This is a genomic window from Vibrio splendidus, from assembly GCF_024347615.1.
GTDB classification, from domain to species: Bacteria; Pseudomonadota; Gammaproteobacteria; order Enterobacterales; family Vibrionaceae; genus Vibrio; species Vibrio splendidus.
The window spans coordinates 1075786-1087691 of record NZ_AP025508.1 but is presented as its reverse complement, the minus strand read 5'-3'; the positions used below and the strand labels follow the sequence as shown (position 1 = coordinate 1087691).

The window sequence follows — 11906 nt, the reverse complement described above, 5'->3', positions numbered from 1 at the left end:
ATTAATCGCTATTACTGTGTTATTTTTGTCACTACAGACAAAGACGCATTATCACTATAAGTATCTACAAACAAAAACCCTTCTAGTTTAACTTTTCCTTTTGTGTTTTGAAGAGTTTCAAACGCATTATGAATATATTTATCTAATGAACAACATGACACTAGAAAGTTATCTGTTTGCACTAAAAAGCTACATCCTGGATAAGACATATCATCGACAGGTTGAATATTCTTTTTAGTAAGGCTACTTTTCACAATAAAACCAGTCACGCCAAATTGATTCATATTAATATCCTAAAAGCTTGATTATTAATCGTAAATATTTAGAAATAATAGGCGAACAATAACGTTCACTTTGACAATGGATGATTATGAGCTCACTTCAAATGCTTCTGATAACGCCTCTACAGATGTTTCAGAGACAAACTCACCATCAACAAAGTACTTAACGTTTGCACCTTCCTTCACGCCGGTTACCGTTGAAGAAGTGCCGTCAACATAAGTCACTTCCATCTCAATAGTATTTTCGTCAATAGTTCTTATGTGACTGTCTTCAATGTTGTGGTACGTCAGAGGATCAATCGGTGCATCACGCAGTGAAGGATCAAGATCACCGTTAATATCAATCATTGTCTCGACTTTACTATCAAAGATATGCGGAGTGCCGTCGAAAGGGTTTGACCCCGTCCAGAACTCGATTGAGTTAACAACGAAGTAATCTGCCAATGTTGTAAAGCCATAAACAGGTGCCAATAAGAAGTTAACACCGCCACGTGCATAGCGGTTATCAACAACCTTAACATTAAATTCCATTAGTTTATTGGTCGTAAAGTTACTACCGACGCAACCAGTTACAACCGGCACAATTAACATCAATACTGATAATTTTAGTACCATTTTTTTGTTTAAAAAATTCACTTTCTCGCCTACAACTTAAAAAAGATAACCTAATTCAACACCAAAAAACGTATCTTCACCTAATTCATAGGTACTTACTGATGCATTAACGTCAATTTTTCCGTTTGTCCATCCAAGTTTATTTTCGAAAATATTTTCATACCCCTCTGCATCAACAAAATACGTAAAGTCACCACGGTAGTACATATTACCAAATGGAACCAAAACCCCAGCCTCTACGTCGAAACCATCAGCAAGGTCACCACCATAGTAATTTGCACCAACATTCCACACACCAAACCTAGCATCCCCTACATAATTACCTCCAAATCGATAATTATTATATTCTCCATCTATGTTATTCCAAACGCCATCAATTACGACATTACTGGATATATTGTATTGACCTGTTAGCGACATGACGTCTGATGCTTCATCATCGTAGTCAAACGAGTAGTTTTTATATGTTATACCAACACTTGCTTTATCATTAATACCGTATGTACCGTCCAAAGATATTGCATCAGCATCTTCATAAGATTCATATTCACCTGTAATACTACTCTGGACATTTCTAATGTCTTGACTGTGATAACTTTTTTCATCTTGTTTTTTTTGTTCTAGGCTTTCATTAACAATAGCGTCACTTGCAAGAACTGAACTAGATAAAGAAATAAAAAACAAAGAAGATAATGTAACTAATTGTGTTTTCATGATATTCCAATAGTTGAATTTTAGTGCCAAAATGGCAGTGTTAAAATTAGGCTATTAAATTAGCCGTAGTTTTTAGGTAATAAAAAGCCACGCCATAATTTTAAAATCATAGCTTTTTATTAATGTGAATTAATTAGACGCTAATTATCGATATAATTAGTAACGAGATAGATTATTTTTCTACGGCTCCGCCGAGAGTTTTACCCAATCGAAAGTTGATGACCTTATGAGAAATTGCATTGTCCTGATAATGGAGTTCAGACATGTCGACAATATTATTGTAGGCAACCGTCACTTGACCGTTTTCTTCAGTCACTAATACTTTTTGGCCAAAAGCATCCAATCCAATACTTGGGAAATCGGTCATTGCTTTTGCACCTGGCGCTGGCCCACCAAAAACGAGCAAGGTCGCATTAGATAGAGACTCCCCAATAGCTTTCGCTCTAGCCTTAAAGTCCCAGTTCATAAACCAAACCGTGTCACCTTGAGCAAGAACATCTCGTTTAATATTGTTCAGTGTCGTTTCAAAATCATACTCTGATACTAATGTTTCAATGCCGTAGTTCTTTGTTAAGCCTTCGCTCTGCACTGGCGCAATATTTTCTAACCCATTAGTTAGCGATGCCGTTTTTTCTGCGTACTGCTCAAGGGCTTCGTTATCCATTATTCCGTGTCGCTTTTGAATAAACTGAGCATCGGTATAAATTACTTTTTTCTCACCATTTTCAACATAATTCAAAATACGAAATGGTAAATCGAGCCCTACTTGTAAACTGTCTTTGAGCAACTGAGTATTCAACTGGTCGTCGGTATAAAAGTCCACTCGACTTGGTGCTAAATATTCATTTGCCTGCTCAGCTAATCGAGAATGGTCGATAGTTAAAACTTTATCTAGTCGTTTATCTTCAACGTTTCGATCAACAATGAGCACACTCTCATCAACGGCATTTAGTTGAGATTGATGAGCGTTCTGATCAACGGTCGTTTCACAACCTAGAATGGGCAGAACAAACAAAGCAATTAAAGACAGTTTTTTCATAGATAACCTCTCTAGAGTTTGAAAATGATTGAAGGCAAAACGAAACAATCAAATCTATTGAATATTATGCTCGGAAACAAAGTCTTCAAGGACCGAATGGGCGCGCTTTGGGTCACCATCATTCAAGTGGACTAAGTACCCATACAGCGCTTTTTCATGCTCTACCATATAAGTCATTTCTTTTTCATAACCGACTGGGCTGGATGCTTGAATATCCTTAAGCTGGTGAACAAATCGCTCTGCGCTGCCCTCTAAATATTTCGCCCCTAAATATGGCATCACTTTCAAAGACAACGTCACTGTTTTAGCGAAAAACTTATCTTTACAACGAATAGTGCTATCAACACTGTACTGTTTGCGAACAGGGTTCATCACAATGGTATTGTGTTGTTCCATTTTGCTGAGCAAGTCCAAACTGTTTGCTGTCATACTGCCTGGCGGGTTGTGTTTGAGTTCAGAAAATACCTGTTTACCTAAGTTTCGAAATACCAACTCATACTTAAGTCCCTTCGCAAACTCTCTGTATTCAGTTTTATCCGTTCTCGTCATCATATTTTCTCCACTCATAGCAACGAACGATGGCAAAGTTAGCACCATTATCATGAGGAACTTGCCCCACTTTAGTTGGCTCTTATAGCAAATCATCAACAGGGGTCTCGCCTAGCCAGATATTCCTTAAAGCAACACTCTGTTTTGAAGATGCTTTAGCCTGATACACAACGTCATTGTTATATTGAATCTGCATCGCTTCCCCTTTGTAGATAATGGCAATCACATCGTCTTTAATGAGCGGCATGGATAGGCTATCCACTAGTTTTTGAATATTTGAGTCTTTCATATTGATGCCAGGGTTTGACTCTTCTAGCGCCTCAATAGTGGCTGTTGTGACTTTTTCTTGTGTTAACTTATCCGGCGTAAACGTCAATAGAAGTGCGCTATCACCTTCTTTGCTTTTCAAGTGACTAATATCGTAATAGTCGACAAACCATAATGTGCGAGTATTTTCTACGACCATTCGATAATCATCGTATGCCCACGATTCAAATTGCGCGTGCGAAGGCTCGGCTTTTAGCTCATGACTGAACGCTTCCCCGGCCATCACAAGAATCATCAGCAAAAATGTTACTTTGTATCTCATTAGTATCTCTTCCTACATTCAGGTTTAAACATCGCAGACGCTCGCTCATGCCGAGATGGGGCTAAGACGCTAGCTTCATCATATCGAGAGAATCTAATCTCTCCACCTTTCTAGAGCTCGGAAATGTCAAATGAATCAAAATGCTGTTTGCAATATTCGATGCTTGAATTGGTAGGTACTTTTTCATACTGCCGATCATCATCGGCTTAAGTACTTTCAGAGCACCTTGAAGTAACTTTTCGTCAGTTCTCTTCTCCTGTCGATCCCCCGCCAACGGGCCCGGGTGTAGGAAAGTCGTTTTCTCAAAATCAAGTAATTCAACGTCATTTTCCATCTCCCCTTTGCAGCGAAGGTAATGCGAGCGAGCTTTGCTATCAGCTCCAAGACATGACACGACGATCAGGTGTTTCACTCCAAGATCTTTCATGTTTGCTGCGGTCGACACGACTAGGTCAACATCAATTGCGCGAAGTTTATCTTTGGTACCCGATTTTTTAATCGTGCTACCTAAAGCGATAACCCCAACGTCCGGAAGATCTGAATCTAAACGGATTGCAGGAACACTTAGATTACTGTCAATTATCTGCTTCAATTTCTGATGCTGCGTATTAAGTTCACGTCGAGACAGTGCGTAAACAGTACTGATATTCTGACTGCTTAACAAAGCACTCAACGTTTCTCGCCCAACTAAGCCACTCGAACCAGCAATAATGATTGATCTATTCATATGAAATTCACCGTTTAAAGTTATGTCGTCTCGACGTTGTATATATAATAAACGCAACAAACCGACCGGTCTAGTCATAATATTGTCAACTTTGTCAGGATTAGACTGATCGGTTTACACATTCGAAGCTGAAACGCATTGACCTCTGGAATATAGATCTGATTAGTGAGGGGCTAAGACGTGAACGCTCGACAAGATTTGGTGAGGTCATTACTGACACTCCAAGAACCGGAGAGAGCCGATTCAAGTATCAGTATAGATTCAGATGACTTGTTCATTAAATGAGTCGTTGAAGTGTTTGGTACTTAAAACCGAGCGAGAGCTCAGTGAGGACATCTAGGAGGACAAGCTTTCAAATCGCCAATGGCGACGAAACAAAATGAGCACGATACGTGTTAGGAGTTAGACTGCGTTTTGCTCACTGCAAGTTGTGTAAATTAGTCTATTTATTGCTGAATATTCTCAAGAACAGACTCGGGAATAATGTTCTCTATCGCAACATACTGACCAACATCTAGGAATGCAAAACAGCTATAAGCCAAGCTACTCCAACCTAAGATCGACAATGCCAGCATGCCAAATGCTTTCACGCCACTTTGATTCAATCGTTTGGAAACAAAGGTATAACTCGGAATTCCGACTAAGACAGGAGCCAAAATAGCCATCGAAAGTTGGCCGTATTGATTCCATTTTTTCATGAATTTTCTGAGCTTTGGTTTAAAGACAGCGCCTTTTTGTTTCTTAAATAAGGTTGAATAGACGGGAGCAATTTTCCAACCCGCATATGCAGCAATCATCGCTGGGATTAAATTAAACAACAGCATTTCTGGGTAGGAGTAAGATAGAAACGCGGCAATAGCAGGCCCTGAATAGGTTTTCCAAAGGCTTAACAGCGCCATCGATAAACCAATAGCCAAGTATGTTTCAAATGCTAATGTCATGCTTTGCTCTCCTCTCACCGGTTTACTGCTTCAGTGATCCGATGGTCCAATTTGAAGTGTTGAATGAATAATACACAACACAGACCGATCGGTCTAGTTGTAATTTTCTTATCCTATGAGAACCTCGAAATATGAGGGGTACATACTCAAACCAGTGAATGAGTATTGGCGTCAATCTCGCAGCCGTGTAGACTCTAATTAAGGATAATCATTAACTTGAAAAGGAAAGAGTTTTGGCTGAATTCAAATACAAGCAACTAACTCAAGAAGAACAAGACAAGCTAGATGCCGCTTCATTTCGCCGCCTATTATCTCATCTAGACAACAATAAAGACGTGCAAAACATTGACCTAATGATCTTGGCTGGCTTTTGCCGAAATTGCTTTAGCAAATGGTATGCAGCAGAAGCTGAATTGATGGGAGTCGATTTAGATTTAGACGATGCACGTGAACGTGTTTATGGCATGACTTACGATGAGTGGAAAGCTAACCATCAACCAAAAGCGACGCCTGAACAATTGGCCGAATTTGAAGCTCGCCAAGCGAAAAAGAGTTAAGAAATTGGACACCAAATAAGAGTTCGTATCCTGAGCGCGTTTTTATTATCGATTGAACACATTGTTACTTTCAATCAGCAATATTTAGCAAACAAAAAGCCCAGTAATGAACTGCCCCCAATAGTTGGACACCAGTTACTGGGCTTTCTTTATCAAGCTTTAAACTTAAGGGCTATAACAACTATCTATAGTCTAGCCCTTCATTTGGCCAACTAACCGTGCGAGCTTCTTCCCACGTTATCGTGGCTCAGCTCTTTATTTAGAACCGCTTCCACATGACCTGGAGAACGTGTTGAGCCAGAAATCAGTCGATACATCGCAGGGATTACGAACAGAGTAACCAAAGTTGCAAAGCCCATACCGAAGAAGATAACCGTACCCACTGCTACTCGGCTTTCATAGCCTGCGCCCGTTGAAGTAATCAATGGGATTGCACCGGCTAGTGTGGTGAACGCCGTCATCAAGATTGGACGTAAACGTCGAGCCGAAGCATCAATGATCGCCTTTTCAAACTCAATGCCACGGTCACGAAGTTGGTTAGCAAACTCTACGATCAAGATACCGTTTTTGGTCACCATACCGATCAACATGATCATACCAATCTGGCTGTAAACATTGAGCCCTTGATTCATCAACACCAAACCTAAGAAGCCACCAAAGATACCCATAGGTACGGTGAACATCACCACCAGCGGGTTAATGAAGCTTTCAAACTGCGCGGCCAGTACCAAGTACGCGACCAGCATCGCTAGCGCAAATACCACTAAGATACTCGATTGGTTCTCTTTAAAGTCTTTTGACTCGCCAGAGTAACTCACTGAAATATCGCCTGGTAACTGCTCAATCGCTTGTTCATCAAGGAAATCGAGTGCGTCACCCAGCGTGTAGCCTTCCATTAGGTTCGCTTTGATGGTCACCGATTTCTGCTTGTTGTAGTGCGACAAACGAATCGAAGAAGCCACTTCTTCAATGTGCGTCAACGTATCGAGTGTAACCAGCTCACCAGACTGAGTTCGCATGTAGATTTGGCTCAAGTCATTAGCATTATTAAAGCTGTTCTCATCACCACGAAGGTATACGTCATACTCTTCACCACGGTCAACGAAAGTGGTTTCACTACGGCCGCCAAGCATGATCTCTAATGTGTCTGAAATATCCGAAACGCTAACGCCTAGCTCGGCTGCACGTTGTTTATCTACGGTTACCAATAACTCTGGTGTTTTCTCAGAGTAATCGATGTCCGCACCTTCCATCATTGGAGAGTCTTCAGCCGCTTGCTTTAACAGTTCGCCCCATTTCTGAAGCTCAGAGTAATCAGAGCCACCCAGTACGAATTGCACAGGCTCACTTGAACCACCTTTGAAGCCCGGCATGAACGGGAATACACGTACATCAGGAATACCATTTAAAGATTTACGAACTTCGTTCAGCGCTTCCTGAGCGGTTTCATCACGTTCATCCCAATCTTCCAGGATCATGATAACGAAGCCCGTTTGGTCGCCAGCATTACCACCAAACGCTGGTGATTGAATACTAAATGACTTCAAGAAACCTTGACCAAGCAGCGGCATTAGGCGCTCTTCAACGATGTCCATATTGGCAGACATACGGTTGTAACTGGTTGCATCAGCACCACGAACAAACGCAAAGATAACACCACGGTCTTCTTGAGGCGTCAGTTGCGACGGCACTTGTTGCATCAAGCCATAACTACCGCCCATACACGCGATAATAATGATTGGAGCAGCCCAACGCCAGTTTAAAGCACGGCGCAATACCGCTTTGTATCCGGCTTCTAGCTTGCCAAATACGCGCTCGACAAACAGGTTGAAACGGTTTGGTTTAACGTTCGCTTTTAGGATTTTACTGCCTAACACTGGCGTTAACGTTAGTGCGACTAGCGACGAGAAGATCACTGACATCGCCAACAGTACCGAGAACTCCGTAAACAAGAGACCGACCATGCCATCCATGAACGAGATTGGCAGGAATACCATCACCAAGACTAGAGTGGTTGCGATTACCGCAAAGCCCACTTCACGTGTCCCTTTATAAGCAGCAAGCAGCGGTGACTCACCACGTTCAATATGGTGGAAAATGTTCTCAACCACCACGATCGCATCATCGACCACCAAACCAATCGACAGGATAAGTGCCATCAGGGTAATCAGGTTGATAGAGAAACCGAAGTAGTACGCCGCAATAAACGACGAGATCAGAGATACAGGTACGGTCACTGCTGGAATCAGCGTTGCACGCGCTTGACCTATGAAGACGTAAAGTACGAGGATAACTAAACCACCCGTAATAAAGAGTGTGCTGTAAACCTCTGAGATCGAACGATCGATAAAGACAGTTGAGTCATAGTCGACCGCCAGTCGAGTCCCGTCAGGCAGGAACTTCTGAATCGCCTCAACTTCTTTATGGACCAAGTCAGCAACCTCAAGTGGGTTCGCATCTGACTGAGGCACAATCCCCATACTAACGTTAACAACGCCGTCACTCTTAAAGGTCGAGTTCTCGTTTTCTGCGCCAATGTACACATCCGCTACGTCTTTTAAGTAGATAGGTGTGTTATCAGAGGCACGTTTTACCACTAGGTATTCGAAATCTTCCGCTTCAGTGTAAGAACGAGCGGTACGAACCGACATCACAATCGCATCGTTACGTACTTCACCACCCGGGCTTTCAATGTTCTCACTGTTTAACGCAGAAGTGATGTCCGAAGTAGTAACGCCACGACCTGCCATCTGCGCAGGTTTCAGCTTCACGTACATTACTTTGTACAAGCCACCCGAGATATCCACCGAGCTCACACCTGAGATCAAACTAAAGCGGTCAATCAACACACGTTCGGTGTAATCGGTTAACTGCGTTCGGTCCATCTCCGTCGAGCTTAAGTTGATGTAGACCGAGGCTTCACCACTACCATTGTTCTTATAAACAATTGGGTCGTCGGCTTCATCTGGCAACGAACGCTGAGCACGCGCTACGGCATCACGAACATCACTGACACCAGTATTGAGGTCGTAACCAAGCTCAAAAGTAATCGTGATACGCGACATACCGTTACGCGTTGTGGATTCGATCTCATCGATACCACTGATGCCGGATAACTGGTCTTCAAGATTGGAGGTTATTTGACTTTCAATGATGGTGGCAGACGCACCCTCATAACGAGTACTGATCGATACCACCGGGCTTTCAATATCAGGCATCTCGCGAACTGCAAGCTTATTGAAAGAGACAATACCAAACACAACCAAAAGCAGACTCAATACGACAGCCGCTACTGGTCTCTTTACAGAAACATCAGATAACAACATTAGTTAGCGCCTTCTTGTGCTGCTGTATTTTCATCAAGTTTAGCTGGGCGATTAACGGCAAGCTCTTGAACCAAGACTCCGTCACGCATGTTCACGATACCTTGCACCACGATCTTCTGGCCAATCTCGATGCCCTTGTCGATCACAACTTCGTTATCGATACGCGCACCCAAGAACACTTCGGTACGAGTCGCTTTGTTATCTTCGCCAATAACATAGACGAAACGCTTAGTACCAGAATACTCAAGCGCTTGAACTGGGATAATCGGCGCTTCTACAGGAGGGAAATCCATATCAGCGGCCACTAGCATGCCCGGCTTTAGGTAATCATTATTGTTGCCAAAGTGGATTCGAACTCGAAGGTTCAAAGTTTCAGCATTAATACGAGAATCAATGCCTACCACTGTGCCAGTGAACTGAGTCTCGCCCCACGCACTGGTGCGAGCCGTCACTGTCATGCCTTTAGACAGCTTAGAAAGGTAACGCTCAGGAATTTGAAGATCTAACTGCATCACAGACAAATCATCTAAAGTCACAAGCTCAGTACCTGCTGTCACCATTTTTCCGCGGCTAAAGTCGATAAAACCGACCGTGCCAGAGAAAGGCGCGCTGATGTGTAAGTCTTTAAGATTGGCATTGGCGGCAGCTAGGCGAGCATTGGCGATCTCTACATTAGTTTTCTGAGCGTCAATTTCAGTTTGCGTGATCGCGTTGCGTTTCACTAGTCGTTGGAATTCCGCTAGCTTACGTTGCTCGTCTTTTAGGTACGCTTGCGCTTCTGCAACTGCAGCTTTTGCTTTGTCGTCATCTAATTGAACCAACATCTGCCCTTTGGTGACATCTTGATTGGCTTTGATGTTGATAGAGTCAACTCTGCCCGCTACTTCAGAGGTAATGATCACAGATTGTTCTGCTTCTAACTTACCTACCAAAGAAAGAGATTGGCTAACTTGGTGAATATCAACTTGCTCAGTAACAACAGTGACAGTGCTAGGGCCCATGCGTTTAGCTAGTGCGGCTGGAGACGCCATAAGAATAGACAAGCTAAGCAGGGTTAAAACAGATTTATGCTTCATAATAATGGTCTGCAAGTGAGATTTAATATCTATAAATGAAATTAACCGTATTCTATCAACTGATGAATGCTGTAACGTCAAGAAGTGTAAATCTAGATTAAATTCCATTTACGTTTCTTGGCGAATTGCACAAACCAAACACAATGTAGAAAGCGAGTTACCTCAAGGTGTTACCTATCACTACGTAAACCTTAGTACAGATGTTCACTTCCCGAGCAATATGCGTACTTTTCGCCATCTTTGCCCAAAAAGGCAGCATTCAACACAAAACCATAAGAAAAACTCTTTACAGGTTTAACGTGTTTGCTATGATGCGCTCCGCACTTGAGAGATGCGTTGGGAAAAACATCTCTTTAGCCTATCCATTATGAGTTAGGAAAAACACCCTGGAGGGGTTCCCGAGTGGCCAAAGGGAGCAGACTGTAAATCTGCCGGCTCCGCCTTCGATGGTTCGAATCCGTCTCCCTCCACCATATTCTTCTTACCTCTTTCGAGAGTTAAGAGAACAACCTGATTGATGGGCTTATGGGAAAACATCAATTTAGGCTTACTTTGTGAAGAGTAAGACACACCCTGGAGGGGTTCCCGAGTGGCCAAAGGGAGCAGACTGTAAATCTGCCGGCACTGCCTTCGATGGTTCGAATCCGTCTCCCTCCACCATATTCTTCTTACCTCTTTTGAGAGTTAAGAGAACAACCTAGTTGATGGGCTTATGGGAAAACATCAATTTAGGCTTACTTTGTGAAGAGTAAGACACACCCTGGAGGGGTTCCCGAGTGGCCAAAGGGAGCAGACTGTAAATCTGCCGGCACTGCCTTCGATGGTTCGAATCCGTCTCCCTCCACCATATTCTTCTTACCTCTTTTGAGAGCTAAGAGAACAACCTGATTGATGGGCTTATGGGAAAACATCAATTTAGGCTTACTTTGTGAAAAGTAAGACACACCCTGGAGGGGTTCCCGAGTGGCCAAAGGGAGCAGACTGTAAATCTGCCGGCACTGCCTTCGATGGTTCGAATCCGTCTCCCTCCACCATATTCTTCTTACCTCTTTTGAGAGTTAAGAGAACAACCTAGTTGATGGGCTTATGGGAAAACATCAATTTAGGCTTACTTTGTGAAAAGTAAGACACACCCTGGAGGGGTTCCCGAGTGGCCAAAGGGAGCAGACTGTAAATCTGCCGGCACTGCCTTCGATGGTTCGAATCCGTCTCCCTCCACCATATTCTTCTTACCTCTTTCGAGAATTAAGAGAACAACCTGATTGATGGGCTTATGGGAAAACATCAATTTAGGCTTACTTTGTGAAGAGTAAGACACACCCTGGAGGGGTTCCCGAGTGGCCAAAGGGAGCAGACTGTAAATCTGCCGGCACTGCCTTCGATGGTTCGAATCCGTCTCCCTCCACCATATTCTCCTTAATTGGAAAATCGAAAAGCCAACTCATTGAGTTGGCTTTTTTCGTTTCCGAGCCTTCCTGCAAAGCCCTTCTTA

At 42.9% G+C, this 11906-nt stretch carries 11 protein-coding genes and 6 tRNA genes; 7 read left to right on the top strand and 10 right to left on the bottom strand.

The genetic code is table 11. From position 1 onward, the window contains the following. Positions 1–11: 11 nt before the first annotated feature. From OCU90_RS04855 to OCU90_RS04820, 8 genes are all read right to left on the bottom strand, one after another. Positions 12–284, bottom strand: a complete 273-nt coding sequence (locus OCU90_RS04855; protein ID WP_061022812.1) for a hypothetical protein — start codon at positions 282–284, stop codon at positions 12–14. An 84-nt stretch (positions 285–368) separates the two neighbouring features. Then, the gene (locus OCU90_RS04850) at positions 369–896 is read right to left on the bottom strand and encodes a DUF3332 family protein (RefSeq protein ID WP_061022814.1); all 528 of its coding nucleotides are present in this window, start codon (positions 894–896) and stop codon (positions 369–371) included. Between the two features lie 36 nt (positions 897–932). Beyond that, positions 933–1610, bottom strand: coding sequence for a hypothetical protein (locus OCU90_RS04845; protein WP_061022817.1), 678 nt, complete (start codon positions 1608–1610; stop codon positions 933–935). A gap of 172 nt (positions 1611–1782) precedes the next feature. Beyond that, the gene (locus OCU90_RS04840; RefSeq protein ID WP_061022819.1) at positions 1783–2649 is read right to left on the bottom strand and encodes a DUF302 domain-containing protein; all 867 of its coding nucleotides are present in this window, start codon (positions 2647–2649) and stop codon (positions 1783–1785) included. Between the two features lie 54 nt (positions 2650–2703). Then, a complete protein-coding gene (locus tag OCU90_RS04835; protein WP_237296665.1) occupies positions 2704–3201 on the bottom strand; it encodes a hypothetical protein in 498 nt (165 codons plus the stop codon). Positions 3202–3280: 79 nt separating this feature from the next. Beyond that, a complete protein-coding gene (locus OCU90_RS04830) occupies positions 3281–3787 on the bottom strand; it encodes a chalcone isomerase family protein (RefSeq protein WP_017094025.1) in 507 nt (168 codons plus the stop codon). A 61-nt stretch (positions 3788–3848) separates the two neighbouring features. Next, positions 3849–4514, bottom strand: coding sequence for an NAD(P)H-binding protein (locus OCU90_RS04825; RefSeq protein ID WP_061022823.1), 666 nt, complete (start codon positions 4512–4514; stop codon positions 3849–3851). Positions 4515–4960: 446 nt separating this feature from the next. After that, entirely contained in the window at positions 4961–5455 is a 495-nt protein-coding gene (locus tag OCU90_RS04820) for a hypothetical protein (protein ID WP_061022825.1), read from the bottom strand. A gap of 233 nt (positions 5456–5688) precedes the next feature. Here OCU90_RS04820 and OCU90_RS04815 point away from each other — a divergent pair, with 233 nt between their 5' ends. Continuing rightward, positions 5689–6012, top strand: coding sequence for a DUF1244 domain-containing protein (locus tag OCU90_RS04815; protein WP_061022827.1), 324 nt, complete (start codon positions 5689–5691; stop codon positions 6010–6012). A 212-nt stretch (positions 6013–6224) separates the two neighbouring features. Here OCU90_RS04815 and vexH read toward each other — a convergent pair whose 3' ends face one another. Both vexH and OCU90_RS04805 read right to left on the bottom strand, forming a co-directional pair. Beyond that, positions 6225–9338: a vibriobactin export RND transporter permease subunit VexH gene (gene vexH, locus OCU90_RS04810; RefSeq protein WP_061022829.1), complete on the bottom strand. Its 3114-nt coding sequence runs from the start codon at positions 9336–9338 to the stop codon at positions 6225–6227. Then, entirely contained in the window at positions 9338–10414 is a 1077-nt protein-coding gene (locus tag OCU90_RS04805) for an efflux RND transporter periplasmic adaptor subunit (protein WP_061022831.1), read from the bottom strand. Before OCU90_RS04805 ends, vexH begins: the two co-directional genes overlap by 1 nt. Positions 10415–10802: 388 nt before the next feature. Between OCU90_RS04805 and OCU90_RS04800 the strand changes: the two genes are divergently transcribed. From OCU90_RS04800 to OCU90_RS04775, 6 genes are all read left to right on the top strand, one after another. Then, a tRNA-Tyr gene (locus tag OCU90_RS04800) sits at positions 10803–10887 on the top strand. A 102-nt stretch (positions 10888–10989) separates the two neighbouring features. Further along, a tRNA-Tyr gene (locus tag OCU90_RS04795) sits at positions 10990–11074 on the top strand. A gap of 102 nt (positions 11075–11176) precedes the next feature. After that, positions 11177–11261 (top strand) — tRNA-Tyr (locus tag OCU90_RS04790). Positions 11262–11363: 102 nt separating this feature from the next. Continuing rightward, positions 11364–11448, top strand: a tRNA-Tyr gene (locus OCU90_RS04785). A 102-nt stretch (positions 11449–11550) separates the two neighbouring features. Further along, positions 11551–11635: transfer RNA gene (locus OCU90_RS04780), tRNA-Tyr, on the top strand. A 102-nt stretch (positions 11636–11737) separates the two neighbouring features. Continuing rightward, positions 11738–11822 (top strand) — tRNA-Tyr (locus OCU90_RS04775). Positions 11823–11906 lie beyond the last annotated feature (84 nt).

Excerpts from the sequence above, each read along its gene's own strand:
- OCU90_RS04855 (WP_061022812.1), bottom strand. The coding sequence starts at position 284 with ATGAATCAATTTGGCGTGACTGGTTTTATTGTGAAAAGTAGCCTTACT.
- OCU90_RS04850 (WP_061022814.1), bottom strand. The coding sequence starts at position 896 with ATGGTACTAAAATTATCAGTATTGATGTTAATTGTGCCGGTTGTAACT.
- OCU90_RS04845 (WP_061022817.1), bottom strand. The coding sequence starts at position 1,610 with ATGAAAACACAATTAGTTACATTATCTTCTTTGTTTTTTATTTCTTTA.
- OCU90_RS04840 (WP_061022819.1), bottom strand. The coding sequence starts at position 2,649 with ATGAAAAAACTGTCTTTAATTGCTTTGTTTGTTCTGCCCATTCTAGGT.
- OCU90_RS04835 (WP_237296665.1), bottom strand. The coding sequence starts at position 3,201 with ATGATGACGAGAACGGATAAAACTGAATACAGAGAGTTTGCGAAGGGA.
- OCU90_RS04830 (WP_017094025.1), bottom strand. The coding sequence starts at position 3,787 with ATGAGATACAAAGTAACATTTTTGCTGATGATTCTTGTGATGGCCGGG.
- OCU90_RS04825 (WP_061022823.1), bottom strand. The coding sequence starts at position 4,514 with ATGAATAGATCAATCATTATTGCTGGTTCGAGTGGCTTAGTTGGGCGA.
- OCU90_RS04820 (WP_061022825.1), bottom strand. The coding sequence starts at position 5,455 with ATGACATTAGCATTTGAAACATACTTGGCTATTGGTTTATCGATGGCG.
- vexH (WP_061022829.1), bottom strand. The coding sequence starts at position 9,338 with ATGTTGTTATCTGATGTTTCTGTAAAGAGACCAGTAGCGGCTGTCGTA.
- OCU90_RS04805 (WP_061022831.1), bottom strand. The coding sequence starts at position 10,414 with ATGAAGCATAAATCTGTTTTAACCCTGCTTAGCTTGTCTATTCTTATG.